Here is a 24,757-nt window from a genome sequence, read left to right on the forward strand (position 1 = left end):
CATGCTGATTTAGAACGGTTATAATAAAATGTATGAAAAAAGATTCACACCTGTCTAAAGGTGAGTTTCTTTCTGGCTTTGGAGGGAATTATGTTGAAAACAACGATTAATCAAGTGTTCAAACACGTCGATCAAGAAGTAACCATCGGCGCATGGATTGCCAATAAACGTTCAAGCGGAAAAATTGCATTTTTGCAGCTGCGTGACGGGACAGGCTTTATTCAAGGAGTCGTAGTAAAAGCAGAAGTGGAAGAGGAAGTCTTTAAGCTTGCGAAATCAGTCACTCAAGAAACATCTGTCTATGTAACAGGTCAAGTGACAAAAGATGAGCGTTCACCGCTAGGTTTTGAATTGCAAGTGAAATCCATTGAAGTGATTCATGAAGCGACAGATTATCCAATTACACCAAAAGAGCATGGAACAGAATTCTTAATGGATCACCGTCATTTATGGCTTCGTTCTAAAAAACAGCATGCCATTATGAAAATCCGTAACGAAATTATTCGTGCTACATATGAATACTTCCATCAAGAAGGTTTCGTGAAAGTAGATCCGCCAATTTTAACAGGAAGTGCACCTGAAGGCACAACGGAACTGTTTGCTACGAAATATTTTGATGAAGATGCATACCTTTCTCAAAGTGGCCAGCTTTACATGGAAGCTGCAGCAATGGCACTCGGAAAAGTATTCTCATTTGGCCCAACATTTAGAGCTGAAAAATCTAAAACGAAACGTCATTTAATTGAGTTTTGGATGATCGAGCCGGAGATGGCTTTTGTCGAATTCAATGAAAACCTTGAGTATCAAGAAAATTATGTGTCTCATGTTGTTCAAAGTGTACTTGAAAACTGTAAAGTGGAGCTGCATACACTAGGCCGTGATACAGCGAAATTAGAAAACATCAAAGCACCATTCCCGCGCATCACTTACGATGAAGCGATTAAATTCTTGCAGGAAAAAGGATTTGATGATATTGAATGGGGAGATGACTTCGGAGCGCCTCACGAAACAGCGATCGCCGAAAGCTATGATAAACCAGTGTTTATCACTCATTACCCAACATCATTAAAACCGTTTTATATGCAGCCAGCACCGGATCGTGAAGATGTTGTCCTTTGTGCAGACTTGATTGCACCAGAAGGCTACGGAGAGATTATTGGCGGTTCTGAGCGTGTTCATGATTTAGAGCTTCTTGAAGCAAGATTGAAAGAACATGGGCTTGATCAGGAAACTTACAAATGGTATACAGAATTAAGACAATATGGTTCTGTGCCGCATTCAGGTTTTGGTCTTGGACTTGAACGTACAGTTGCTTGGATTAGCGGAGCGCCGCATGTGCGTGAAACCATTCCTTTCCCAAGATTATTAAACCGTTTATACCCTTAAGACGTGAAAGCCTCCATTTGTTGGAGGCTTTTTCAAACGTCTTTTTAGAGGGGCACGTGAAATAAAACGTGATATACTTAAAATGAAGAGGTGTATCCGATGAATAGACAGCAATTTATTAATATGCAGCAAATGGGGTCGACAAGTTTGCCTAATTTGCTGATTGCTCATTATGAGCAGTTAGGACTGAATGAATCACAGATGATGGTGATGCTTAAAATTAAAATGAATGAAGAACAAGGCGTTTTCTTCCAAACATTTGAAGAACTTTCTCAAGGCATGACCATTTCAGCGGAAGAGTGTGCGTATATGGTTCAGCATCTCATTCAAAAAGGATTTATCTCGATTCAGCCATTTGAAGACAGGTCTGGTATTCAGCATGACCGCTATTCAGTAGAACCTTTATGGGGCGTGCTGTATGACTTTTTAGAAGCAAAACAGGCGAAAGAAGCGCAAAAACATCATGTGCAGGCTGAAAAATCTTTATATGCTTTATTTGAAGATGAATTCGGCAGACCGCTGTCTCCTCTTGAAGGAGAAACACTTTCGATCTGGATGGATCAAGACCATCATGATACTGAGATGATTCGGCTGGCGCTAAGAGAAGCCGTTTTATCAGGGAAATTAAATTTCCGTTATATTGATCGAATTTTATTTGAGTGGAAAAAGAAAGGGCTGAAAACAGCGGAAGAAGCAAAAGAGCATAGCCAGCATTTCCGTTCTCAGCAGAAAACGCCGCCTTCAAAAGAAGAGACGTCCACTTATAAACGACAAGTTCCTTTTTATAATTGGCTGGAACAATAACCAATAAAGGAGAAGGCATGTTAACAAAAAAACAAATCAATGAGTGTTTAGATATTATAGGAGATATGTTTCCAGAGGCTGAGTGTGAGCTTGTTCATGACAATCCATTTGAGCTTGTGATTGCTGTTGCACTCTCTGCTCAATGTACAGACGTGCTTGTAAACAAGGTCACCAAAACACTTTTTCAAAAATATAAAACACCAGAAGACTATTTAAGTGTACCGCTTGAAGAACTGCAGCAAGATATTCGCTCGATTGGTCTTTATCGAAATAAGGCTAAAAACATTCAAAAGTTGAGCAAAATGCTGATTGAAGAATATGGCGGTGAAGTACCAAAGGACCGGGATGAGCTTGTTAAGCTTCCTGGGGTTGGCCGGAAAACAGCAAATGTCGTCGTTTCAGTCGCTTTTGGTGTACCGGCAATAGCAGTAGATACACACGTAGAACGAGTCAGCAAGCGTCTAGGCATCTGCCGCTGGAAAGATTCTGTGCTTGAAGTAGAGCAAACCTTGATGAAAAAGGTGCCAAAAGAAGATTGGTCTGTGACGCATCACCGCCTGATCTTTTTTGGGAGATATCATTGTAAGGCGCAGCGGCCGCAGTGCGAATCGTGTCCGCTTCTTGATATGTGCAGAGAAGGGCAGAAGAGGCTGAAAAAAGGATTGGTGAAGCTGGCATGAGCGGGGCAGCTGTTTTCACCTCATATGTCGAAAAGCTAAAAGAAAAAAAGGTAGAGATTAAAGGTGATCGAGTAGATATACTGAGGGCCAATCCGCTCGCATATGATCTATCTTCAGAACCTTTAACAGACGAGCTTCCATGGCAGGAAACGGAAGAATTTGTTCCTGTGATGTTTGAGCTGTGGGACGAATTAAAAGAAAAAATGCTTCCTCGTTTCCAAACAAGAAAATCCCGCTGTGAAGAAGATGATATGCTGCAAGGAATCGTCAGTATGATTGCGATGTTTTACTGGATCAAAGGGGAGAGTGTCCAAACGTTTGAATGGGAACATATCAAGCAAGAGACATTTCCTGTTGCTCCGATTAATTGGACGGAACGTTTAGAGTTCATTTTGCTAAAACCAACTCAATATCACTGCTTTATTCAATTGGACGAGCTATACACGGAATTAAAAAAGCAGTATGGAAAATATGAAGCACTAAAAAAAATCAGACAGCAGCGTTAAAAAAAGCACTTGCCATAGGAGGCAAGTGCTTTTTCATTATTCATCTTCTTTTCGAGAAGTAGCATTTGATTGCGAATTGGAACTTTGAGAGTTGGCTTTCTCATCATCTTTCTTTTTATCTTTATTATCAGTTTGCGAGTTGCTGTTCCCATTTGTACTGTCTGAGCCATTTTCTGAAGAACCATTATTTCCGTTTTCTGTATTTCCACCTTGGTCCTGATCCTTATCTTGATCTTTTTTGTCATCAGGCTTTTGCTCATCAGTGCCAGGGGGCTGATTTTTGTTATCGTCTGTTTGGTCTGTCTGTTCGTCGTCAGGTTGCTGCGGTTCTTCTTCTTTATTCTCATCATCCGCTTTTTCTTCCTCATCTGCGTCATCCTTAATGGTGAGGAAGGTAGAAGCCGCTTTACTCGTGACATCATCTACAGTGGCTGTCACTTGGAATTTATAAGTGGAGCCAGGCTTCACATCAGAGATGACCGCTTCTTTAGCAGAGCTGTTTTGAATCTCTTTATAGCCGCCATTATCAACCGCTTGCTTGACATTAAATGTAGCATCAGCGTCGTCAGAATAGCCCCAAGTCAGTGTGATGGATTTTTTCTCTTCATCATACACCGCTTTTAAGTCATAAGGCTTATCGGCTTCTTTTTTCTCAAAAGTGTCAGACACTTTTGTTGGAACCGTACCTTTTACAAAGTATTCTGTTGTCTTCTTGTCACTTGGTGTATTCGGTCCGGCTAATTTTGCAGGATCGGATCCTTTTTCAACCGTAGCTTCAACGACACTGTCTGGTTTTTCAAATGAGCCGCTTCCATCATCAATTTGAGAAATCAATCGCTGGAAGACAATTTTGGCAACACGCTGCTCGTTTTCATTCAGCCATACTTTGCCGTCTGCATCTTTTGAATTACCGATTCCCGTCCAAACGGCTGCTGTGTATTGCGGAGTATAACCGACAAACCACGAATCTTTTGCACCGCCAGAAGGGATATTGTGTGTCTTAATATCTTTTTCTATAAAGTTCGTTGTACCTGTTTTACCAGCTACTTGAACGTTCGGTACTTGTGCAAGTGTACCAGTTCCAGATTGGACAGCAGTTTTCAGCATATCTGTGATCATAAATGCTGTATAATCACTCATTGCTGCTTTTGAGTCCGGCGTAAGGTCAAGTTTTGTCCCGTCATTAAATTCAACAGACGTGACAGCATGCGGTTCGTTATAGTATCCGTTATTACCGAATGCACTAAATGCTCCAGCCATCTTAAGGGAGGAGACACCATCGTCAAATCCACCGATTGAGTAGGACTCTGGAATGTCAGAAGGTAAGTCCATACCTAAGTTATTAGCGAATTGAACGGCATTGTCTGTACCAGCTTCTTGGAAAGCTTTTAGGGCAGGAATGTTACGTGATTGTGCCAAAGCACTTCTCATCGACATTTTCCCTAAGTGTCTTCTGTCAAAGTTATTAATCGGCGTACCGTTTGAGTACGTATACGGTGCATCATCAATTTGCTGATATGTTGACCATTTTTTGTTTTCAATGACTGGGCCGTAATCTAAGATCGGTTTGATTGTGGAGCCTGGCTGGCGTTTTGCATCCGTCGCATAGTTAAAGCCGCCGGCTGGTACATCACGTCCACCGCCAATGGCGCGAATTTCACCATTTTTCGTATCAAGCAGGGTGACACCCGCCTGCATCCCTTTCGTAAATCCAACTGAATCTCCATTAATGATATCATTTAGGTGATCCTGGGCTTTTCGATCAAGTGATGTATAGATTTTTAATCCGTCAGTTGACGCATCCACTTTGGCTTTTTTCTGTACTTCTTCCATCACTTCTTCAATGTAGGCAGAGTACTTACTAGAGTTTTGGCTCTTATATTTACTAGCTGAAACAACTGTCTTGCTGACAGGGGTTGCTTTTGCAGCGTCATAGTCTTTTTCTGAAATGTAGCCTTGTTTTTTCATAAGGCTTAAAACGATATTACGGCGTTTTTCCGCTGCCTCGGGATGTTTCACCGGGTTATAGGCAGAAGGACTCTGCGGCATACCTGCAAGTGTAGCAGCCTGTGCAACGGTTAGTTTATTTAAATCTGTGACTCCGAAAAATTGTTCAGCTGCTTTCCCAACACCATAAGCATAAGGAGAGAAGAAAATACGGTTTAAATACATTTCTAAAATTTCATCTTTAGAGTATTTTTGCTCAAGCTGAATCGAGAGCCATACTTCCTGTACTTTCCGTTTTAACGTCTTTTGATTGCTTAGGAGGGAGTTTTTCACAACCTGCTGTGTAATGGTACTTCCGCCTTCAGCACCAAAGCCGTCCTCAACGTTTGCGACAAGGGCACCGCCGATACGGATTGGATCAATCCCGTGGTGCTTATAAAAACGTGCATCTTCAGTCGCAATAAACGCGTCTTTTACCACATCGGGTATATCTTTTATCGAGACATACGTTCTTTTTTCTGCACCAACTTCTGCAAACACTTTCTTGTCTTTATCATAAAGCTTTGAAGAGTATGGTGTTTTAAGCTTACTATCATCAATAGAAGGAGCGCTTGATGCAAAAACGGCAAAAGTTGTGATTCCGGCAACTAAACAAAGTAGACCGATCACGAGTAAAGATAAAAATATTTTTTTAAATAGACCTGCTTTCTTTTTGCCTTTTTTGTTATTTTGCTTCTTATTGTTTTCTTGACTTGCTTTACGTCGCTGTTCACGACTTGTAAATTGATCAGACATCACATCTCAACCTTTCGTGTTAAACCTTTTTCGAACGTAATTGCTGCTTGCTTTCATCCGAAAAATGAAGTGTCTCCACTACTTTAATATAATCAATTCTTGGCGAATATCCAAGTGTCATTATGTGGCCAGCTTCCATTAATTCGTCTTTGCTAATGGATTTACGGCCGTTTTTTTTCTGCCGTTCCCAGAAGAAAAAGAGATCTGAAGCGGGCAAATAATAAACGGAGCCAAAAGCGGATATAATAACGAAACAAATACCGCCTTGCTTTTCAACCTGTTTCATATGCTCAATTTGATGGTCGTGGAAATTTTTGAGCGGAAACGAGGTAGTGCTTTTGGTTTCCTTTGCTTCAAAATCGATATAGCGGCCTTTGTAAACCCCGTTATAGTCTGTTGTGGATGATTGTTTAAAATAGGCTTCTTTAATGACAGCAGCACTTCTTTTTGGATAATCCACATTCACAATTTGAACTGGGGTAGGCTTTTTATGAATGACTGCGATCCCGTTGACCAAATAATATTGGTTTGTTTCATTTAAATCAGCCTCAAGCGTCATCCCGCGGTTACTATAAGAGGATTCGCCGCTGATTCTTTTTTTTGTCCCAATTTGTTGTATGGGCTGATACGATTTTCCGTTTGGATACCGAATCATCAAGTTTCAGCCTCCTTTTAATGCATTTTGTATTGGAGAGATCACCATGTTGTCCCAAGAAGAGCATATCATCACTCAGCAAATTTTGCGTGAAACGAAAGCAAAAAATAAAGACAACCTGACGAGGACAAATGCCTACAAGCGCTTTTATGACCGGCATCCAGAGATGAAATGGTCGCTGCTCGCTTCCTTTGTCTCGAGAAATGCTGGGTGGTCCATGACGGATTTAAAAGGCGAGCTCTTCCATCCAGGTTTAACGGATCAGCAGGGGCACCTTTTTTTCACAGCATATGAAAGAGCGAATTGGCTGATCTTTTCGGATGCTTACCCTCAGCTTCTTTTGTACGAATGGTCTAAGCGATGCAGTAAACCTTTGTTTCATCTGCTTCCTTATTTCTCCGTGTCTCGGTTTATGAGCGCTGAGTGGGAACGCTTCTGGCTAAAGCGTGACACAGAGCGTCTGCTTTATGCACTCATCATAAATGAACAATATACTATACAATCTCCTATTATACAAAATCCTCTTCTGAAAAAGAATGTTTTTCACTCGATTCAATATCTTTTCAGCGAGTGGGGACATTTCCAAACCGTTGTTTTTCCAACGGTGGACGGGCATTTGTACGGCTTAACCATACGGAAGTTTTCCAATGTAAAGGATCGCATTATATTAGGTAAAAAATTAGCGAAACTATTATTTCGAGCCGATTTGTTTTCGGATTTTTATCATTTTTTGCATACCGTTCCGCATACGGGGTCTCGGTTTGATTTTGAACCTTTTTTAGGGATCGCTAGAAGGTCAACACCTTTTCTTCGGACGGTTTATCCGGTGATGACACATTCATTAGACGATCAAAGGGAAGATTGGTTTCAAAAGAAATTGAGTCCATCTTTATTTGAGGCAGAGCCGCTGCCAAAGCAGATTGAGCTGACCGACTGGTATTTTCATAAAAAAAGACAGCTTCGTTTTCTTTTCTCATTAGAGCACTATTTTTTGCATAAATAAAAAGCAGGGGGTGCCTGCTTTTTTTACGTAGATGGACGATTAGGACCGCCGAGCTTTTTATCCAGCTGATCTGGACTGTTTTCTTTCCCTTTTGGCTTTTGCTCTTTTGGTGCTGGCTGCTTTTTCATGAAATCTACCTCCTTTTGTCTTTAGAATTTACACAATCGGACGCAATCATACAAAGAAGGACAAGCATCTGTCGAAAAGGAAGAAATAGCGCTTATCTACACTTAGATTGGCGATTTGCTTCTAGTTTTGTCATGTGTGAAGGAGGGTGAGAAAGAAAAGAGAATGTAACGAGAGACGATAAAGGAGGAATCTGATGATGAGCGAATTTGTATCAAAAGAATCCATTATGCAGTTGTTAGAGGAAATCGAGCGAAAAATTGATGCGGTAGAGGAAGAGCTGTCTCTTGCTGTGAAGCAGACGAAACGTGCAGCGATAGAAGAGCAAGAACAAATCATTGACCGGCTTGAATCAGAAGTAAAGGACTGTGAAGTGAAGCTTCATGCAGCCGAGTATAAACTGGCAGCAAGACCGGCATATCACGCCGGATAGCCTTTCTATTTGAGCAATAGGTAAACGTTTGATAGGATGGTTCATAGAGGTGAACACTTTGGATAATCAAACATTACTTGAACATACACAAAACTTGAGAATATGGATCGAAGAAGCGTATGAGCAGTACCAAAAGGGAAAGGCTGAAGAGGAGTACCCATCGTATGATTTTTATACGGATATTCAGCCGGCCGTTGTTACATTTGATCAGAAAATGGAGGAGTGGCTCACCGCTGCCATCTCGTTTATTGAGCAGGCCAAACCTAGATATTTACACCAAGAACAGCTTGAAGCCGTAAAAGAAAATGGAAAAGAGGTTGTCCTGCAATCTTATTTTGGTAAACAGCACGCACCCCGTGTAAAAAATTTAGTTGAGTCAGTGGTTTACACTCTGAACCTTTTAATAGAAGAAATCAAAAAGCGCAGCTAAAGACATGATGCTGCGTTTTTCTTATGGCTTCTTTAGGCACATCTTCTGCTCTTGGTCATAATATATGAGTGTCATCAATATGTGTTGAGAGCGAGAGGAGCGAGATAGATGTTCCCTTATTCAAACCAGCAGCCTTATGAATTCAATCAATTCAAGCAAAGGCCTTTTCCGTATCCAGAGATGCAGCAGCAGCCTCCGCAGCCTCCAGACTATTTCATGCCGCCGTATCAAGGTGGAGGGGGAATGAATCAGGCACCATCTACTGTTTATCAGCCGCCTTATGGATACCAAGAAAACGTGCCGCCTTTACAGCCGCCTGAAGCGATGAATCCACCCCAAATGCAGCAGCCTCCAGGCATGATGCCCATGCAGCCGCCTATGAACCCTTATCCATTGCCAAGGCCGCAAAAACAGCAGCCATCTCAATTTAAAAGTGTGCTGTCACAATTCAAAAAGACGAATGGGCAATACGATTTTAACAAAATGTTTGATACAGCTGGCCAAATGATGAGTACAATGAATCAAGTAGGCTCATTGGCGAAAGGATTTACAAGCATTTTTAAAGCATAGCTAAAACCCAATAGATTGATCTATTGGGTTGTTTGCTTTGGCGCAGACACATGAAGCGATTGATCTTTCCACACACTCTTCATTTTCGTTTCATCTATTTTTGCCGGCATTAAAATGGTTTTGGTAAAGCTTGAATACGAAGAAGTCGTATCTGTTTTGATTTTTTCCTGTACTGATAAGTGTAAATATTGGGCTTTTACTTCTAGCGCAATGTCTCCTTCGACAAAATGGTCTGGAAATTGAATCTCGATATACACATTCTGTTCATCCTCTGTCACACCGGTCGTAATGGATGCAAGTGAATGCGATGTGGTCATGAGTGCCTCTGCACTATTTAATATCTCGTGAAACGGGGAGGATGCAAAAAATTGTTCAATCGCTTCATATAGCATATCTTCATTTGCCAGCATTTCATGTTTTTTTTCGCCTTCATGTTTCATCTGAATCACCTCTCATCTACAGCCTATGCAGAGGGGGCTCAGGCGGTTATCAATTGATGAGAGGAAAAAATTATGATTAAATAGTGTTGAATGAAGCAAGGTGTATGGGCGTAAAGTTTCATGCACGAAATAGATTTAAGAAGCAAAGCTTGAAGGGAGCAAATTGACATTGCTGAAAAAATTATTCGGTTTCGGAAAAAACCAAGATGATGTAAAGGAAGAAGTCATTTATTCTCCAGTTGATGGAGAGTTAATGGATATGACTGATGTACCAGATCCCGTCTTTTCTCAAAAGATGATGGGAGACGGCGTAGCAGTAAAACCAAAAAGTGGGACGATTGTGTCACCAGTAGAGGGTGAAATCATTCAGCTCTTCCATACAAAACATGCAATTGGCATTCGAACACTCTCGGGGCTTGAGCTTCTGATTCATATCGGACTTGAAACAGTTGGGTTAAATGGTGAAGGATTTGAAGCCCACATGAAAGAAGGGGATAAAGTGAAAATCGGTGATCCTCTTATTACATGTGATTTAGAACTGATTGAAGAGAAAGCATCAAGTACAGTGACACCGATTGTGATTATGAATGGTGACCTTATCGAACGACTTGATAAAGAACCAAAAGGCTCTGTAGAAAAGCAGATGTCCAAGCTCTTTACAGTGAAAATGAAATAATCCATGAATAGAAAAAACTACCCACTGACAGGGTAGTTTTTTATTGTGCTGAGGACATTAATCCTCCATCGGAACCCAGCCTTGACTTGCTTCCATGACAGACCACAATCCTTCTGGAATGAGATACTTGTCTTTTTGGCTGCGTTTAATGACGGTTTCAATCTCTTGTTCTCTGCCTTCTTTAATCTTCTTAGCCCAATCTGGGTCGACGATCAGCTCTCGTGCGACAGCGATGAGAGGAATCCCTTGATTGTAAGCATGGAGTGCATCTTCAGCTGTAATGACACTGCCTACTCCAATAAGCGGAAGAGCATCGCCGCAGCGTTCTTTTAGCAGTTCCATACGAGTTTTATTAGAATCTGCGCCTCGTCTTGCTTTAGAGCCAATCTCCATTAGAGAGATATGCAAATAATCGAGGCTTTTTGTTTTGAGAACATCCACTAATGTAAACGTCTCTGTCATTGTTAAACCAGGTGTTTCTGGTTCTTCAGGAGATAACCGGTATCCAAAGATAAACGGTTTAGCCGCATGTTCTTTGATGGCCTCTTTAACTGCATCTACAACAGCAATAGGGAAAGCTAGACGTTTTTCTTCATTTCCTCCCCATTGATCTGTACGCTGATTGCTATGCGGTGAGTAAAATTGCTGTAATAAATAACCGTTTGCTCCGTGAATTTCCACGCCGTCAAACCCTGCTTGAACCGCTCGTCTTGCCGCTTCTTTAAAGGAGTCGATAATATGCGTAATTTCCTCTTCTTTTAAAGCGCGTGCAATTTGTTTTCCATCTTTAAACACATCACTTGCCGCAACCACATCACCGTTTGGAACTAAATGAGGGAGAGCCTGAGAGCCGCCGTGATGAATTTGAATGATGGCTTTTGTTCCTTTTGCCTGGATAGCTGAAGCCAGTTTTTTCAGGCCAGGGATATCTTCATCTCTTGCGATAGAAGGCTGTCCTTCAAATGCCTTCCCATCTGGAGTCACATTCGCACATGCTGTAATCACCATGCCCATTTCACTTGATCTAGCTGTAATGAAGTCAATTTCGTCTTTTGAAATGGTGCCGTCATCATGAGAACCGAAGTGTGTCATTGGAGCAACCACTAACCGGCCATCAATAGAGGCGCCTCCTGGAAACGTAAATGGTTCAAATAAAGGCTTAAATTCGTTTTTCAATCTGATCATCTTCTTCCTTGATAAAATCATTTCACTTTAGAAGTGTAATAGATACTGTTACAACAGTTCAAAGTATTTGCTCATAAGTCCCCATCAAAAAATTGCCGCCTAGTCATGCAAACAAATATTCGGTACACTAGAATGAGAGGTGGACGCAATATGAAAAAGAAAACAATGAACGAACTGATAGAAGAATTAAAGAAAGACGAACAGGTAGAACATTGGCATGAAATTGAAGCAAAGCCTGCACAGACCTCACCCGTTCCTGAAAGAGTGGACGACAGGCTAAAAAAGGCGCTTGAAAAACGAGGCGTGAAAGAGTTGTACATTCATCAAAAAGAAGCCTTTGAACGAGTAATGAATGGTGAGCATGTAGTAACGGTTACACCAACAGCTTCAGGTAAAACGCTTTGCTACAATCTGCCTGTTCTTCAGTCGATCGCAGAAGACCAGACAAACCGCTCTCTTTATTTATTCCCAACAAAAGCGCTCGCGCAGGATCAAAAGAGTGAACTTAACGAGATCATCCACGAGATGGATGTTCCGATTCATAGTGAAACATATGACGGGGATACCTCCCCGGCCATTCGGCAGCGAGTCAGACAAGCAGGACATATTGTCATCACAAACCCAGATATGCTGCATTCAGCTATTTTGCCTCATCATACGAAATGGGTCAGTTTATTTGAGAATTTGAAGTATATTGTCATTGATGAGCTTCATACATATCGAGGCGTATTTGGCAGTCATGTGGCTAATGTGATTCGCAGGTTAAAACGTATTTGTGCATTTTATGGAAGTGATCCGATTTTCATTTGTACTTCAGCAACGATTGCAAATCCAAAAGAGCTGGCGCAGCAGCTCACAGGGAGCAAAGTGCATCTTATTGAACGAAACGGAGCGCCCAGCGGTAAAAAGAATTTTGTGTTTTATAACCCGCCAGTGGTGAATAAACCATTAAATATTAGACAAAGCGCTGCCACTGTCGTCAACCAATTGGCTAAAACATTTTTAAAAGAAAAAATTCAAACGATCGTTTTTGCTAGAAGCAGGGTACGAGTAGAAGTGATTTTAAGTCATATTCAAGAGCTTGTGAAAAAAGAAATCGGTCCAAAATCGATTCGCGGGTATCGCGGAGGCTATTTGCCAAAAGAGCGGCGCATGATTGAAAAGGGGTTAAGAGAAGGAGAAATTCTAGGTGTCGTCAGCACGAACGCACTAGAATTAGGGGTAGATATAGGTCAGCTAAAGGTATGCATTATGACGGGGTATCCTGGCAGTGTAGCGAGTACATGGCAGCAGGCAGGACGTGCTGGAAGGCGTCATGAGGAGGCGCTTATTATCATGGTGGCAAGCTCCTCACCCCTTGATCAATATATTGTCAGACACCCTGAATATTTCTTTAATAGACCGCCTGAAGCAGCCAGAATCAATCCTGAAAATCTCATTATTTTAGTGGATCATCTAAAATGTGCTTCCTACGAGCTGCCATTTCGGACGGATGAACAGTTTGGCGGCATGGAAGTAGAAGACATTTTGCAATACTTACATGAGGAAGGGGTTCTTCATTTTAGCGGGAACCGGTATTATTGGTCGGATCAATCGTTCCCAGCGCATGGGATCAGCCTGAGATCTGCAAGTCAGGAAAATGTGGTGATTGTGGATCAATCCGACGTAGCGAATGTCCGGATTATTGGAGAGATGGATCGATTCAGTGCAATGACATTGCTTCATGATGAGGCAATTTATTTACATGAAGGGGTTCAGTATCAAGTAGAAAAGCTAGATTACGAGCATTTGAAGGCTTATGTGAAACAAGTGGATGTAGAATACTATACAGATGCTAATTTAGCTGTTCAGCTCAAGGTGCTGGAAATCGATCAGACAACAGAGAAAGAAGCGGTATCTGTTCACTACGGTGATGTGACTGTCAACGCAATGCCTACGATATTTAAAAAAATCCGTCTGAGTACTGGTGAAAATATCGGGTCTGGACCGATCCACTTACCGGAAGAAGAAATTCATACGAGTGCGGCTTGGTTTGAATTACACGAGGCAGAGCGGAGATTTGAAGAGAAGACACTTGAACAGCTCCTGCTTGGCATCGCAAATGTTCTTCAGCACATTGTACCTGCTTTTGTGATGTGTGACCGCTCAGATATTCATGTTGTTTCACAAATTAAAGCGGCACATACCGGTAAACCGACAGTCTTTTTATATGACCACTACCCTGGCGGAATCGGCTTAAGCAAAGAAGTCCAAGCTCGTTTCGATGAAATAGCAGGTGCAGCCATTCAGCTGATAGAGCGGTGCCGCTGTGAGAACGGCTGTCCATCCTGCATTGGCATGGAAATGAAAGAGGTGAGCGGAAAAAGCAGCATTGTTGAATTGATGTCTGCATTTTAAGAGGAAGGAGGAAGATACCTACTCATGTCTTTAAAAGGGAAATTAAATCGAATGAAGAAGCACCTATCGCACAACCAGCCAAACGAAAAACGTCAAAAAACAGTGGAAGGGCAGCCTCAGCCTGTGACGGCCGAAAACATTCCATTTTTAAAGGAATGGGAGCAATTGGGTGCAGCTCCTTATCACTTTGAGGATTCCTTTTGTCTCATTCGAGAAGTCACCTATTCATTAGATGATAAGCATGGACTCTACTCGTTTGCGGAACTGCCAAAGGTCATCGAGGCATGGAACAAAAGCAGCATCCAGCATTCTCTATCGGCTAAAGGTTACAAGCCGCATGAACTGTTTTTCTTTGATACAGAAACAACTGGATTATCTGGCGGAACGGGAAATATGATCTTCTTGCTAGGACATGCGCGGGTTTTTGCTGACAAAGTAGTGGTGAAACAGCACCTGCTCACAAATCCGGGAAATGAAGCGGCTCTTTATAAAAGTTTTCTCGATGAAGTGAACGTAGAATCACTCGTTACATATAATGGAAAATCATTCGATTGGCCGCAAGTGAAAACGAGACATACTTTGCTGCGAGATCAAATCCCTGCGCTTCCAGAGTTTGGCCACTTTGATCTTCTGCATGGGTCAAGACGATTGTGGAAGCATAAATATGAACGAATGGCGCTGTCTGTGGTTGAAAAAGAAGAGCTGCACGTCCACCGGGAAGGCGACACACCGGGTTTTTTAGCACCGATGATCTATTTTCACTTTTTAAAGGAACAAAAACCGAAGCTCATCGAAGGGATTTTGACTCATAATGAATTAGACGTCCTTTCGTTAATCAGCCTTTACATCCATCTATCCAAAAAAATTCTATCTATGGATGCGGTAAAGGAACATGATGAGAAATATGCGCTGGCTAGGTGGCATCTTGCGCATCGTGATGTACAGGAAGCTACGAAGCATTTGCGGGAATTAACAGGTGCTGATTTTGAACATGCCAATCAGGCGGCTTTTGATCTCTCATTACAATATAAACGGCTAAACGAGTGGGATGAAGCAGTTCGAATTTGGGAAACATTATTTGAATCAAGTGATGTCCATTTGGCATTAAAAGCAGGTATAGAGCTCGCGAAGTGTAAAGAGCATCGCCAAAAAGATGCAAGGTCAGCTCTTTCCATCACGGAATCTTTATTATCTTTCTCATCGTTAAGCGAGCGAGACACAAAAGAGCTTGAGAAGCGGAAAAAACGGCTATTGAGAAAAGCTGGGCAATGAAATAATATTACCCGGGAAAGCGCAAAAAATGACAACGTTCGGCTCTCGGCCGAAAATAAAAATTGTTTAGCACTTTTATTGTAGAAAGTCCGCGAATCCTGTAAAATAACGTTAGATATTGAATGAGGAGCGTATAGCATGTATAAGGGTCTTTTCTACTTGTTTTTTCTTGTGGTCATTTTGGTCGCTTTTGTGTTTTCAAACTATAAAGATATTTTTCTTGCCAACTTTTAAAATAGGTTAATGCATTAGTACATGTACACCTCTTGATTCATACATTGATAATGTAAGAAAATAAAGGAGAGGGGAATGCTACATGTACCATCATCATCATTGCCATCCGAATGTTACACAGCCAATTGTTCATCCGACGAATCATTGCTGTACACACAGCGAGTCAACAACAATTGTGCCGCATATCCACCCGCAGCATGTGACAAATGTTCACCACCATAATTTCAAACATGTTCACTACTTCCCGCATACGTTTTCTCAGGTGGACCCGACAACACATCAACACTTTAACTGCGGTGGACCTTGCTGTAACAGATAAAGTGAATGGGACTTTTATAAGTCCCATTTTTTAAAAGCAGGTGAAAAAATGAAAATTATTGCTGTCACAGGGTACAAGCCGTTTGAGCTTGGGATATTCAAACAAGACGAGCCTGCACTTCAATACATAAAAGCGGAGCTTCAAAAAAGGCTGACAGCCCTTATCGAAGAAGGTCTGGAATGGGTGCTCATATCAGGGCAGCTTGGGGCAGAAATTTGGACAGCCGAAGTGGTGTTTGAGCTTCAGGAGGAATATCCAGCGTTAAAACTTGCAGTCATTACGCCATTTTATGAACAGGAAGAGCGCTGGAATGAACAAAACAAAGAGTTGTATGAAGGAATTCTTGCACAGGCCGATTTTGTAGAAAGTGTCACGCATAGACCGTACGAAAGTCCGGCACAATTTAAACAAAAGAATCGCTTTTTTATTGAAAAAACAGATGGTCTTCTCGTCTTATATGATCCCGAGCATGAGGGATCGCCGAAGTATATGATCAGGGAGGCGGAAGCCTATACCGATTACCCCATTATGTACATCACGATGGATGATCTAAGAGCGCAGGTTGAGGCGGAAGATCCGTTTTTTGATTAAAAGCAAGAGAAAATTTGACAACGTCACGTATTTCTGAAAAAATATACTATGAATTCACGATATGAGGTGAAAAAGATGCTTGCTGATAAAGTAAAGCTTTCTGCGAAAGAAATTTTAGAAAAAGAATTTAAAACAGGTGTCAGAGGGTACAAACAAGAAGAAGTCGATAAATTTTTAGATATGGTCATTAAAGACTATGAGACATTCAACCAAGAAATCGAAAAACTTCAACAAGAAAACCTCCACTTGTCAAAACAGCTTGAAGAAGCTGTTGAACAAGGGAAAAGACAGCCTGCACAGTCTAATACAACAAACTTTGATATTTTAAAAAGACTATCGAACCTTGAGAAACACGTTTTCGGCAGCAAACTTTATGATTGAGTCTTGCTGAAAAAGCTTGTGTCAGATGTCATTGTCGTTTATAATAACGCTTATTGATTAACGTTCGGGTAATCGCTGTAATGCTATTTAGTGCATTGCAGAGGAAAGTCCATGCTCGCACGGTGCTGAGATGCCCGTAGTGTTCGTGCCTGGCGAAAAAATAAGCCAGGGCAGCCTGGGAAAGGCTGACGGCAGGAAAAATGCCTACGTCCTTTTTAGGATATGGCAAAGTATCCTTGAAAGTGCCACAGTGACGAAGTCTCACTAGAAATGGTGAGAGTGGAACGCGGTAAACCCCTCGAGCGAGAAACCCAAACTTGGTAGGGGAACTTTCTCAAAGGAACCAAACGGAGAGAAGGACAGAGAATTCTGTAGATAGATGATTACCACCTGAGTACGAGGCATTTGCCGTTTGCAGTACGATGGAACAAAACATGGCTTACAGAACGTTAAATCCGTTATCATAAACATGATGAAACAAAGCTCTCCTATTTCAACATATGGAGAGCTTTTATCTTGAATACATAAAAGGACGAGAAAACAGGTGATAAATCAATGAAAACCTATACACTCATCGCAACAGCTCCAATGGGAATTGAAGCAATTGTTGCAAAAGAAGTAAGAGACCTTGGCTATGAGTGCACAGTCGACAACGGAAAAGTGATTTTCAAGGGGGATGCTCTTGCCATTTGCCGTGCAAACCTTTGGCTGCGTACAGCAGACCGGATCAAGGTACAAGTTGCTGAATTTTCGGCAAAAACATTTGATGAGCTTTTTGAACAAACGAAAGCGATTGACTGGGCCGCTTTTTTACCAAAAAACAGTACGTTTCCTGTCATCGGGAAATCTGTGAAATCTCAGCTTGCCAGTGTGCCTGACTGCCAGCGCATCGTCAAAAAAGCCATCGCTCAAAAGCTTAAATCCTCCTACAACATTCAGTCTGAATGGCTTGAAGAGACGGGACCTGAATATAAAATCGAGATCGCTCTTTTAAAAGATAAAGCGGTTCTTACGCTTGATACATCTGGTGTAGGTCTTCATAAACGCGGATACCGCATGGATCAAGGCGGAGCACCTATTAAAGAAACGCTTGCTGCTGCGCTCGTCTTATTAACGAACTGGACACCTGACCGTCCGTTTGTTGATCCTTTCTGCGGATCAGGAACAATCGCCATAGAAGCAGCGATGATAGGACAAAACATTGCCCCAGGATTTAACCGGGATTTTGCGTCTGAATCATGGGAATGGATCGGTGAAGACGTATGGAACAAAGCGCGTGTGGAAGTCGAAGAAAAAGCAAACTATGATCAGCCGCTCCGCATTATCGCAAGTGACATCGACCATCGTATGGTGGACATCGCAAAAATGAATGCAGAAGAAGCAGGACTGAGTGAACTGATTGAGTTCAAACAAATGCAAGTAAAAGACTTTCAAACAAAAGAAGAGTACGGTGTGATTGTTGGAAATCCTCCTTATGGTGAACGACTGAGTGATAAACCAGCTGTTGAAAAAATGTATCAAGGAATGGGTGAAGCGTTTAAGAACCTAGATACATGGTCCATTTACATCTTAACGTCACACGAAAAATTCGAAGAGTGCTTCGGAAGAAAAGCGACGAAAAAGAGAAAGCTGTTTAATGGATTTATTAAAACAGACTATTATCAATATTGGGGAAAACGCCCGCCTAGAAAGCAACCAACCGAATCGTAATAAATGGCCGCACCGAAAGAAGGTGCGGCTTTTTTATGCTGAAAAGGTATAACTCCTCGCGTGGCGGAATAAACTGAACTTGATTTTAAAAAAAGAGGTGTCTTCATGATTCATTATGATCAAATTCAGTTAATCCAAAAAGCACTCAATTCGACTGCTCAAGAAATAGAAGGGCATGAAGGTGGACAATCTGCTCAGCTTACGGCAGCCATCGAAGATTTGGCGCTGGCTCAGGCATACATAGAACGTTCTGAGCATGCATTTTTAATGAAGGAAAGCTATCAACATCGCCTGCGCTCATAAAAAAAGATTGTTTTTCCCCAGCGTAAATGGTACTATTGAATGTCTGAATGATTCAAAAGTTGGGGGTTGAAGCAGGTGACAGCATCTCGTTTGCCTTTTTCATTATCAAAAGAACACAATTTTTACGAAGAACTGGGCAACTGGATTGGTGATGTGTTTTATGACATTTTGCCAGAAAAGGGCTTTGATCTTCGAGATGAACAAATATTTATGGCTTTTCAACTAGAAAGAGCCTTTAAAGAAAAAAGTGTGATGTTTGCCGAAGCTGGGGTAGGCACAGGCAAAACTATCGTCTATCTATTATTTGCCGTCACATATGCAAGGTATACAGGGAAGCCTGCGATTATTGCATGTGCAGACGAAACGTTAATTGAACAGCTCGTTAAACAAGAAGGTGATATCTATAAAATTGCCAATCACCTTGATATTCAAATAGATGCGAGATTAAGTAAATCGCATGATCAATATTTATGCTTAAAGAAGCTGGAGAAAACGATGCAGCGTGAAGATGATGAAAAGTGGCTCGATATTTATGAATCACTGCCTTCATTTGTTCATGAATCACATGGCATGCAAACCTTTTATCCGTATGGCGATCGAAAAGAGTATCCGGAGTTATCAAATGATGAATGGTCACGAATTGGCTATGACTCGTTTCAGGACTGTCTGACGTGCGATATGCGTCATCGCTGTGGTTTGAATTTATCAAGAGATCATTACCGGAAAGCGACAGACCTCATCATCTGTTCACATGATTTTTACATGGAGCATGTGTGGACGAAGGAATCCCGGAAACGTGAGGGCCAGCTTCCGCTGCTTCCTGAGCATAGCTCCGTCGTATTTGATGAGGGACATCTTCTCGAGTTTGCCGCACAAAAAGCGTTAACGTACCGAGTGAAGCAATCAACGCTCGAAACATTTTTGGAACGTCTTTTGCAAAACGACATACGCGAAGAATTTGCAGAGCTTGTTGAAGATGCACTTGCAACAAACGATGAGTTCTTTTATCTCTTAAAAACACATGCCAAAGAAGTCAAAGGCTCGCACCGGCTTGAAATTGGGCGTGTCGATGAGGTGAAGCGTTCTGCAAGTGAATTGTGTGACTTGCTTGAAAAAATCGGAGAAGCGCTCGTGTTTGAATCTGAGATGTATACGATCGATCAATACGAATTATCTGTTGTGGAAGAATACATTGAACAAATGGCGTATTCTTTATCGCTTTATCAAAAAAATGCCATTAGCTGGCTGGAAAAACAGGAATTAGATACAACATTTGTTGTGATGCCAAAGACGGTTGCAGAGGTGCTTGGCGAAAAAGTATTCTCGCAAAAAAGACCATATATTTTCTCTTCCGCTACATTGTCTGAGAATCAATCCTTTGATTATTTAGCTGAAAGTCTTGGGATTAAAGATTACTTATCAATGAGTGTCGCTTCGCCGTATGATTACGATGAACAAATGAAGATTTATTTCCATGGAATTCAGCAGCTCGCTGAGCAAGAGGCAAAAGCACAGCAAGTGATCACTCAGCTGAAAGAAAATGGAGGACGATCTCTGATTCTCTTCCCTTCATTTGATGAACTTCATTTCTTTAGAAAACAGCTTGAAGCAGCAAATGAATCACTGCCGTTTGACGTATATTTTGAGGGAGACGAGGAAATCAGCACGATTGTTCAAAAGTTCCAAGCAGATGAAACATCCGTGTTATGCTCTGTTCATCTGTGGGAAGGGCTTGATATTCCAGGTCAATCATTAACGAATGTGATCATCTGGGGACTTCCTTATCCGCCGCATGATCCGGTATTTGAAGCGAAACGGAATGAAGCAAAGGATGCACATGCTGAAGTTGACCTTCCGTATATGCTGCTTCGCTTACGCCAAGGTATCGGAAGACTGATCCGGACAAGCCAAGACGCAGGAAGCATTCATATTTACTTTGATCGTAAAGAAGATACTAAGCTTCAAAGTAAAATTGAATCCGTCCTGCCAGTGAAGCCCATCATCACATCTTAAATAGCTGAAAACTTGCAAATGAGGAGGATACCACGGTGTATCCTCCTTTTTCATTGACAAAAGAACATTCATTGAAGTAGCCTTGAAACGTACATACATATTTTATTGATTGGGGGAACAAACGCATGAGTCTTGAAGCAACTGAGAAAGCGTTTTATCAATTACTAGGGAAAATCGCCCATTATACAGAGGCGCTCCATTTACTTTACTGGGACTCTAGAACACAAGCACCTAAAAAAAGTGCGGATTTTAGAGCTGAAACGATCGGTCAATTATCAAGTGATATTTTTAATATGAAGACTTCTGACGAAATGAGAGATCTTCTTCACGCATTAAACAAACATCGAGATGAACTGTCAAAAGATACACAGAAGGCGCTCGAATTATCACAAAAAGAGTATGATGAAAACAGTAAAATTCCGAAAGAAGAATTTAAAGAATACTCGATTTTACAATCAAAAGCGGAGCATGTTTGGGTAGAAGCAAGGGAGAAATCAGACTTTTCACTCTTTGCACCATACTTAAAACAGCTTATTGACTTTAACAAGCGTTTCATCCAATATTGGGGCGTGAAAAAAACGCCTTATGATGTGCTGCTCAATAACTATGAGCCAGATATGACGGTTGAACAGCTTGATCAAAAGTTTGGTGCACTTCGTGACGCTATTGTTCCTCTTGTGAAAAAAATCGAAGCCTCACCTAATAAGCCGGATACTTCATTTTTATCGAAAAGCTTCCCAATCGATAAACAAAAGGAATTGAGTCTCTTTTTCTTAAAAGAATTAGGATATGACTTTGACGCAGGCCGCCTGGATACAACAATTCATCCATTTGCTGTAACGTTAAGCAGAGGCGATGTACGTGTGACGACCCGTTATGATGAGCATGATTTTCGAATGGCGATCTTTGGAACGATTCATGAATGTGGTCATGCGATCTATGAGCAAAACATTGATGAAGCACTGAGCGGAACACTTTTATGTGATGGGACTTCGATGGGAATCCATGAATCACAGTCTCTTTTCTTTGAGAACTTTATCGGCAGACACGAAGATTTCTGGAAAACGTATTATCAAAAGCTGCAAGAAGCTTCTCCTGAGCAATTTAAAGATGTTTCTTTAGAAGACTTTGTGCATGCAGTGAATGAATCGAAGCCGACTTACATTCGAATTGAAGCCGATGAACTGACGTATCCGCTTCACATTATCATCCGCTATGAAATTGAGAAAGCGATTTTCAATGAAGAAGTAGCAGTTGAAGATCTGCCTGCACTTTGGAATGAAAAATATCAAGCGTATCTTGGCATTACGCCTCCTAATGATGCACTCGGTATCTTGCAGGATGTTCACTGGTCTGATGGAAGCTTTGGATATTTCCCTTCATATGCTCTTGGTTATATGTATGCAGCGCAATTAAAGCAGCAAATGATTAAAGATTTACCAAATTTTGATGAGCTTATTCAAAATGGGTCTTTTGCACCGATAAAAGAATGGCTGACGGAACATGTTCACCAGCATGGAAAACGGAAAAAGCCATCTGAAATCATTAAAGATGCAACAGGCGAAGAATTAAATGTTCAATATTTAATTGACTACTTAACAGATAAATATACAAAACTGTATTTATCATAAAAGAAGGGCACCCTTTCATGAGAGGGGTGCTTTTTTGATGCTTGAATATTCTAAAAACGAACATTTTGTTCTGATCTATTATTTAAGTTCGGTATTTTTCTAGAAAAATGCTTTCCAAGCGTCTGAAATCTTGTTATAATTTGAACACTATAACACTCATATAATCGCGTGATGATGGCACGCAAGTTTCTACCGGACACCGATAAGGTCCGACTATGAGTGAGCAAAATGAAACAGCTCTTGTTTGAGCTGAAGATCCGTTGATCGTTTTCGCATTGCTTGCTCCTCATGGACAGCAATGCTTTTTTTATGCCAAAAATTGAATGTTTGCCAATTATGCTAGGGGGAAGAATGATGGAATTGTTACGTCAAAAAATTGAGAACGAGGGAATCGTTCTGTCAAATCAAGTGTTAAAAGTAGATGCTTTTTTAAATCACCAAATTGATCCTGTGTTAATGCATGAGATCGGGCAAGAGTTTGCTAGATTATTTAAGCACGATGGCATTACAAAAATCATCACAATCGAATCTTCTGGCATCGCACCTGCTGTGATGGCTGGGCTTGCTCTTCAAGTACCTGTTGTGTTTGCAAGAAAACGTCAATCACTCACATTAACGGATAACCTGTTAACAGCCAGTGTGTACTCTTTTACGAAAAAAGTAGAAAGCACGATTGCTGTCTCAAATACGCATCTTAGTGAAAATGATTGTGTGTTAATCATCGATGACTTTTTAGCGAATGGTGAAGCTGCGAAAGGACTTGCTGCAATTGCAAAGCAGGCGAAGGCAAAAGTAGCCGGATTTGGCATTGTCATCGAAAAATCATTCCAGCCTGGAAGAAATGCGCTTGTGCAAATGGGCTACCGCGTTGAGTCCCTCGCACGTATTGAATCACTTGAGGAAGGGAAAGTCACGTTTGTACGGGAGGTACAATCATGAGTACCGCTAAAAAAGTCAAAACGCTCTCACTGGGTATTCAGCATGTGCTGGCGATGTATGCCGGTGCTGTTCTTGTGCCGCTCATTGTTGGAGATGCGCTCGGGCTCACGCCTGCACAGCTGACTTACTTAATCTCGGCGGATATTTTCATGTGCGGGGCTGCCACATTGCTTCAAGTATGGAAAAACCGCTTCTTTGGGATCGGTCTGCCTGTCGTATTAGGCTGTACATTTACTGCGGTTTCTCCTATGATTGCGATTGGCTCTAAGTATGGCATTTCGTCTATCTATGGAAGTATTATCGCTTCTGGGTGTATCGTCATTCTTCTTTCTTTTTTCTTTGGGAAGCTTGTGAAATTTTTCCCGCCTGTTGTAACAGGTTCTGTCGTCACTATTATTGGTATCACCCTCATTCCTGTAGCGATGAATAATATGGCAGGAGGAGAAGGAAGTGCGGATTATGGTTCTTTTGAAAATCTAGGGCTCGCTTTCCTTGTGCTGTTTATCATTGTACTGCTCTATCGGTTCACGAAAGGGTTTATGAAGGCGATCGCCATTTTAATCGGTATTCTTCTTGGGACAGCAGTTGCTGCGTTTATGGGGAAAGTGGAGACAGCTGAGGTGGCAAAAGCCCAGGTTTTCCGCATGATTGAGCCATTTTATTTTGGCATGCCGACCTTTGAATTTGCACCGATCATGACCATGACGTTAGTTGCGATTGTGTCATTAGTCGAATCAACAGGCGTTTATTTCGCACTAGGTGATTTAACAAACCGGTCATTAAAAGAGAAGGATTTGGCTAAAGGCTATCGGGCAGAGGGGATTGCTGTGTTATTAGGCGGAATCTTTAATGCTTTTCCATACACAGCCTACTCGCAAAACGTTGGATTGATCCAGTTAACAGGAGTCAAGAAAAACCAAGTCATTGTTGTAACAGGAGCATTGCTCATGTTATTTGGTCTTTTTCCTAAGATCGCTGCCTTTACGACGATTATTCCAAAGTCAGTCCTTGGCGGTGCAATGGTTGCCATGTTTGGCATGGTCATTGCATACGGTATTAAAATGCTCTCGCGCGTGGACTTTGCAAAGCAGGAGAACTTGCTGATCGTCGCTTGCTCCGTGGGAATCGGCTTAGGAGTTACTGTCGTACCGCAAATGTTTGAGCATCTGCCAGATTCGATTAAATTATTAACAAGTAACGGCATTGTGGCCGGAAGCTTTACCGCTATTTTGCTTCATATTATTTATCACATGATTCCTTTTAAAAAAGAAGCCGGGCATGACCTGGTAGAAGAACCTAAGCAATCTGTTATGTAACCCCCTCTCTTGGAG

Annotated in this window: 25 protein-coding genes, 1 other RNA gene and 1 riboswitch; of the genes, 21 read left to right on the forward strand and 5 right to left on the reverse strand. The window is 41.5% G+C overall.

Translation table 11 applies throughout. The features are described 5' to 3' along the window. Nucleotides 1–93: 93 nt before the first annotated feature. The 4 genes from asnS (at nt 94) to BA81_RS03690 (ending at nt 3,376) form a co-directional block, all read left to right on the forward strand. The gene (gene asnS, locus BA81_RS03675) at nt 94–1,386 is read left to right on the forward strand and encodes an asparagine--tRNA ligase (protein ID WP_087975939.1); all 1,293 of its coding nucleotides are present in this window, start codon (nt 94–96) and stop codon (nt 1,384–1,386) included. Between the two features lie 99 nt (nt 1,387–1,485). Further along, the gene (locus tag BA81_RS03680) at nt 1,486–2,190 is read left to right on the forward strand and encodes a DnaD domain-containing protein (protein WP_034280461.1); all 705 of its coding nucleotides are present in this window, start codon (nt 1,486–1,488) and stop codon (nt 2,188–2,190) included. A gap of 17 nt (nt 2,191–2,207) precedes the next feature. Continuing rightward, nucleotides 2,208–2,870 carry an endonuclease III gene (gene nth / locus BA81_RS03685; RefSeq protein ID WP_034280464.1) on the forward strand — a complete coding sequence of 221 codons (663 nt, stop codon included), beginning with the start codon at nt 2,208–2,210 and terminating at the stop codon, nt 2,868–2,870. Beyond that, nucleotides 2,867–3,376: a YpoC family protein gene (locus BA81_RS03690; protein ID WP_034280467.1), complete on the forward strand. Its 510-nt coding sequence runs from the start codon at nt 2,867–2,869 to the stop codon at nt 3,374–3,376. Before nth ends, BA81_RS03690 begins: the two co-directional genes overlap by 4 nt. Nucleotides 3,377–3,412: 36 nt before the next feature. Here BA81_RS03690 and BA81_RS03695 read toward each other — a convergent pair whose 3' ends face one another. Next, on the reverse strand, nt 3,413–6,118 hold the full coding sequence (locus tag BA81_RS03695; RefSeq protein WP_034280471.1) for a PBP1A family penicillin-binding protein: 2,706 nt from the start codon (nt 6,116–6,118) through the stop codon (nt 3,413–3,415). A 19-nt stretch (nt 6,119–6,137) separates the two neighbouring features. Further along, nucleotides 6,138–6,773 (reverse strand): Holliday junction resolvase RecU, encoded by a 636-nt coding sequence (gene recU / locus BA81_RS03700; RefSeq protein ID WP_034280474.1) that lies wholly within the window; start codon nt 6,771–6,773, stop codon nt 6,138–6,140. Between the two features lie 46 nt (nt 6,774–6,819). On the opposite strand from recU, the gene BA81_RS03705 reads away from it, so the two are divergent. After that, a complete protein-coding gene (locus tag BA81_RS03705) occupies nt 6,820–7,776 on the forward strand; it encodes a DUF2515 domain-containing protein (RefSeq protein ID WP_034280476.1) in 957 nt (318 codons plus the stop codon). Nucleotides 7,777–7,799: 23 nt separating this feature from the next. On the opposite strand, the gene sspM is transcribed toward BA81_RS03705, so the two are convergent. After that, nucleotides 7,800–7,904, reverse strand: coding sequence for an acid-soluble spore protein SspM (gene sspM, locus BA81_RS03710; RefSeq protein WP_024422772.1), 105 nt, complete (start codon nt 7,902–7,904; stop codon nt 7,800–7,802). 197 nt (nt 7,905–8,101) lie between these two features. Here sspM and BA81_RS03715 point away from each other — a divergent pair, with 197 nt between their 5' ends. The 3 genes from BA81_RS03715 to BA81_RS03725 all read left to right on the forward strand — a co-directional run bounded on the left by BA81_RS03715 (nt 8,102) and on the right by BA81_RS03725 (nt 9,335). Then, on the forward strand, nt 8,102–8,335 hold the full coding sequence (locus BA81_RS03715; RefSeq protein WP_223251001.1) for a DUF5446 family protein: 234 nt from the start codon (nt 8,102–8,104) through the stop codon (nt 8,333–8,335). 49 nt (nt 8,336–8,384) lie between these two features. Then, complete coding sequence (locus BA81_RS03720; protein ID WP_224426683.1) at nt 8,385–8,765, forward strand: YppE family protein; 381 nt, start codon at nt 8,385–8,387, stop codon at nt 8,763–8,765. 108 nt (nt 8,766–8,873) lie between these two features. Further along, nucleotides 8,874–9,335, forward strand: a complete 462-nt coding sequence (locus BA81_RS03725; RefSeq protein ID WP_034280480.1) for a YppG family protein — start codon at nt 8,874–8,876, stop codon at nt 9,333–9,335. Nucleotides 9,336–9,355: 20 nt separating this feature from the next. On the opposite strand, the gene BA81_RS03730 is transcribed toward BA81_RS03725, so the two are convergent. Then, nucleotides 9,356–9,775, reverse strand: a complete 420-nt coding sequence (locus tag BA81_RS03730; RefSeq protein ID WP_034280483.1) for an Hsp20/alpha crystallin family protein — start codon at nt 9,773–9,775, stop codon at nt 9,356–9,358. A 169-nt stretch (nt 9,776–9,944) separates the two neighbouring features. On the opposite strand from BA81_RS03730, the gene BA81_RS03735 reads away from it, so the two are divergent. After that, nucleotides 9,945–10,451 (forward strand): PTS sugar transporter subunit IIA, encoded by a 507-nt coding sequence (locus BA81_RS03735; RefSeq protein ID WP_034280784.1) that lies wholly within the window; start codon nt 9,945–9,947, stop codon nt 10,449–10,451. Between the two features lie 57 nt (nt 10,452–10,508). Here BA81_RS03735 and BA81_RS03740 read toward each other — a convergent pair whose 3' ends face one another. Then, nucleotides 10,509–11,627 (reverse strand): NADH-dependent flavin oxidoreductase, encoded by a 1,119-nt coding sequence (locus tag BA81_RS03740; RefSeq protein WP_227001667.1) that lies wholly within the window; start codon nt 11,625–11,627, stop codon nt 10,509–10,511. A 159-nt stretch (nt 11,628–11,786) separates the two neighbouring features. Here BA81_RS03740 and BA81_RS03745 point away from each other — a divergent pair, with 159 nt between their 5' ends. The 12 genes from BA81_RS03745 to pbuX all read left to right on the forward strand — a co-directional run bounded on the left by BA81_RS03745 (nt 11,787) and on the right by pbuX (nt 24,742). Then, a complete protein-coding gene (locus tag BA81_RS03745) occupies nt 11,787–14,033 on the forward strand; it encodes a DEAD/DEAH box helicase (protein ID WP_034280486.1) in 2,247 nt (748 codons plus the stop codon). A gap of 24 nt (nt 14,034–14,057) precedes the next feature. After that, nucleotides 14,058–15,305, forward strand: a complete 1,248-nt coding sequence (locus BA81_RS03750; protein ID WP_034280488.1) for a ribonuclease H-like domain-containing protein — start codon at nt 14,058–14,060, stop codon at nt 15,303–15,305. A 316-nt stretch (nt 15,306–15,621) separates the two neighbouring features. Continuing rightward, a complete protein-coding gene (locus BA81_RS19105; protein WP_080652975.1) occupies nt 15,622–15,858 on the forward strand; it encodes a CotD family spore coat protein in 237 nt (78 codons plus the stop codon). Between the two features lie 48 nt (nt 15,859–15,906). After that, nucleotides 15,907–16,449, forward strand: coding sequence for an SLOG family protein (locus BA81_RS03755; RefSeq protein ID WP_029706022.1), 543 nt, complete (start codon nt 15,907–15,909; stop codon nt 16,447–16,449). Between the two features lie 75 nt (nt 16,450–16,524). Beyond that, entirely contained in the window at nt 16,525–16,830 is a 306-nt protein-coding gene (gene gpsB / locus BA81_RS03760; RefSeq protein ID WP_012010336.1) for a cell division regulator GpsB, read from the forward strand. A gap of 60 nt (nt 16,831–16,890) precedes the next feature. Further along, an RNA gene (gene rnpB, locus BA81_RS19110) (RNase P RNA component class B) lies at nt 16,891–17,277 on the forward strand. Nucleotides 17,278–17,385: 108 nt separating this feature from the next. Further along, nucleotides 17,386–18,540 (forward strand): THUMP domain-containing class I SAM-dependent RNA methyltransferase, encoded by a 1,155-nt coding sequence (locus BA81_RS03765; RefSeq protein WP_024428118.1) that lies wholly within the window; start codon nt 17,386–17,388, stop codon nt 18,538–18,540. Nucleotides 18,541–18,645: 105 nt separating this feature from the next. After that, nucleotides 18,646–18,843, forward strand: coding sequence for a hypothetical protein (locus BA81_RS03770; protein WP_024428119.1), 198 nt, complete (start codon nt 18,646–18,648; stop codon nt 18,841–18,843). Nucleotides 18,844–18,918: 75 nt separating this feature from the next. Continuing rightward, on the forward strand, nt 18,919–20,856 hold the full coding sequence (locus tag BA81_RS03775) for an ATP-dependent DNA helicase (RefSeq protein ID WP_034280490.1): 1,938 nt from the start codon (nt 18,919–18,921) through the stop codon (nt 20,854–20,856). 125 nt (nt 20,857–20,981) lie between these two features. Further along, nucleotides 20,982–22,487 (forward strand): carboxypeptidase M32, encoded by a 1,506-nt coding sequence (locus BA81_RS03780; RefSeq protein ID WP_034280492.1) that lies wholly within the window; start codon nt 20,982–20,984, stop codon nt 22,485–22,487. Nucleotides 22,488–22,623: 136 nt separating this feature from the next. Further along, nucleotides 22,624–22,723: riboswitch (purine riboswitch) on the forward strand. 118 nt (nt 22,724–22,841) lie between these two features. Further along, entirely contained in the window at nt 22,842–23,426 is a 585-nt protein-coding gene (gene xpt, locus BA81_RS03785) for a xanthine phosphoribosyltransferase (RefSeq protein WP_024422759.1), read from the forward strand. Next, the gene (gene pbuX, locus BA81_RS03790) at nt 23,423–24,742 is read left to right on the forward strand and encodes a xanthine permease PbuX (protein ID WP_034280495.1); all 1,320 of its coding nucleotides are present in this window, start codon (nt 23,423–23,425) and stop codon (nt 24,740–24,742) included. The genes xpt and pbuX overlap by 4 nt, the downstream gene beginning before the upstream one ends. Nucleotides 24,743–24,757 lie beyond the last annotated feature (15 nt).

Origin of the sequence: Bacillus safensis FO-36b, from assembly GCF_000691165.1 — a bacterium.
GTDB lineage: Bacteria > Bacillota > Bacilli > Bacillales > Bacillaceae > Bacillus > Bacillus safensis.

What these genes read in the sequence shown, in the direction of transcription:
- BA81_RS03680 (WP_034280461.1), top strand. Translation starts at nt 1,486, where the DNA reads ATGAATAGACAGCAATTTATTAATATGCAGCAAATGGGGTCGACAAGT.
- nth (WP_034280464.1), top strand. Translation starts at nt 2,208, where the DNA reads ATGTTAACAAAAAAACAAATCAATGAGTGTTTAGATATTATAGGAGAT.
- BA81_RS03690 (WP_034280467.1), top strand. Translation starts at nt 2,867, where the DNA reads ATGAGCGGGGCAGCTGTTTTCACCTCATATGTCGAAAAGCTAAAAGAA.
- BA81_RS03695 (WP_034280471.1), bottom strand. Translation starts at nt 6,118, where the DNA reads ATGTCTGATCAATTTACAAGTCGTGAACAGCGACGTAAAGCAAGTCAA.
- recU (WP_034280474.1), bottom strand. Translation starts at nt 6,773, where the DNA reads ATGATTCGGTATCCAAACGGAAAATCGTATCAGCCCATACAACAAATT.
- BA81_RS03705 (WP_034280476.1), top strand. Translation starts at nt 6,820, where the DNA reads ATGTTGTCCCAAGAAGAGCATATCATCACTCAGCAAATTTTGCGTGAA.
- sspM (WP_024422772.1), bottom strand. Translation starts at nt 7,904, where the DNA reads ATGAAAAAGCAGCCAGCACCAAAAGAGCAAAAGCCAAAAGGGAAAGAA.
- BA81_RS03715 (WP_223251001.1), top strand. Translation starts at nt 8,102, where the DNA reads ATGAGCGAATTTGTATCAAAAGAATCCATTATGCAGTTGTTAGAGGAA.
- BA81_RS03725 (WP_034280480.1), top strand. Translation starts at nt 8,874, where the DNA reads ATGTTCCCTTATTCAAACCAGCAGCCTTATGAATTCAATCAATTCAAG.
- BA81_RS03730 (WP_034280483.1), bottom strand. Translation starts at nt 9,775, where the DNA reads ATGAAACATGAAGGCGAAAAAAAACATGAAATGCTGGCAAATGAAGAT.
- BA81_RS03745 (WP_034280486.1), top strand. Translation starts at nt 11,787, where the DNA reads ATGAAAAAGAAAACAATGAACGAACTGATAGAAGAATTAAAGAAAGAC.
- BA81_RS03750 (WP_034280488.1), top strand. Translation starts at nt 14,058, where the DNA reads ATGTCTTTAAAAGGGAAATTAAATCGAATGAAGAAGCACCTATCGCAC.
- BA81_RS19105 (WP_080652975.1), top strand. Translation starts at nt 15,622, where the DNA reads ATGTACCATCATCATCATTGCCATCCGAATGTTACACAGCCAATTGTT.
- BA81_RS03755 (WP_029706022.1), top strand. Translation starts at nt 15,907, where the DNA reads ATGAAAATTATTGCTGTCACAGGGTACAAGCCGTTTGAGCTTGGGATA.
- gpsB (WP_012010336.1), top strand. Translation starts at nt 16,525, where the DNA reads ATGCTTGCTGATAAAGTAAAGCTTTCTGCGAAAGAAATTTTAGAAAAA.
- BA81_RS03765 (WP_024428118.1), top strand. Translation starts at nt 17,386, where the DNA reads ATGAAAACCTATACACTCATCGCAACAGCTCCAATGGGAATTGAAGCA.
- BA81_RS03770 (WP_024428119.1), top strand. Translation starts at nt 18,646, where the DNA reads ATGATTCATTATGATCAAATTCAGTTAATCCAAAAAGCACTCAATTCG.
- BA81_RS03780 (WP_034280492.1), top strand. Translation starts at nt 20,982, where the DNA reads ATGAGTCTTGAAGCAACTGAGAAAGCGTTTTATCAATTACTAGGGAAA.
- xpt (WP_024422759.1), top strand. Translation starts at nt 22,842, where the DNA reads ATGGAATTGTTACGTCAAAAAATTGAGAACGAGGGAATCGTTCTGTCA.
- pbuX (WP_034280495.1), top strand. Translation starts at nt 23,423, where the DNA reads ATGAGTACCGCTAAAAAAGTCAAAACGCTCTCACTGGGTATTCAGCAT.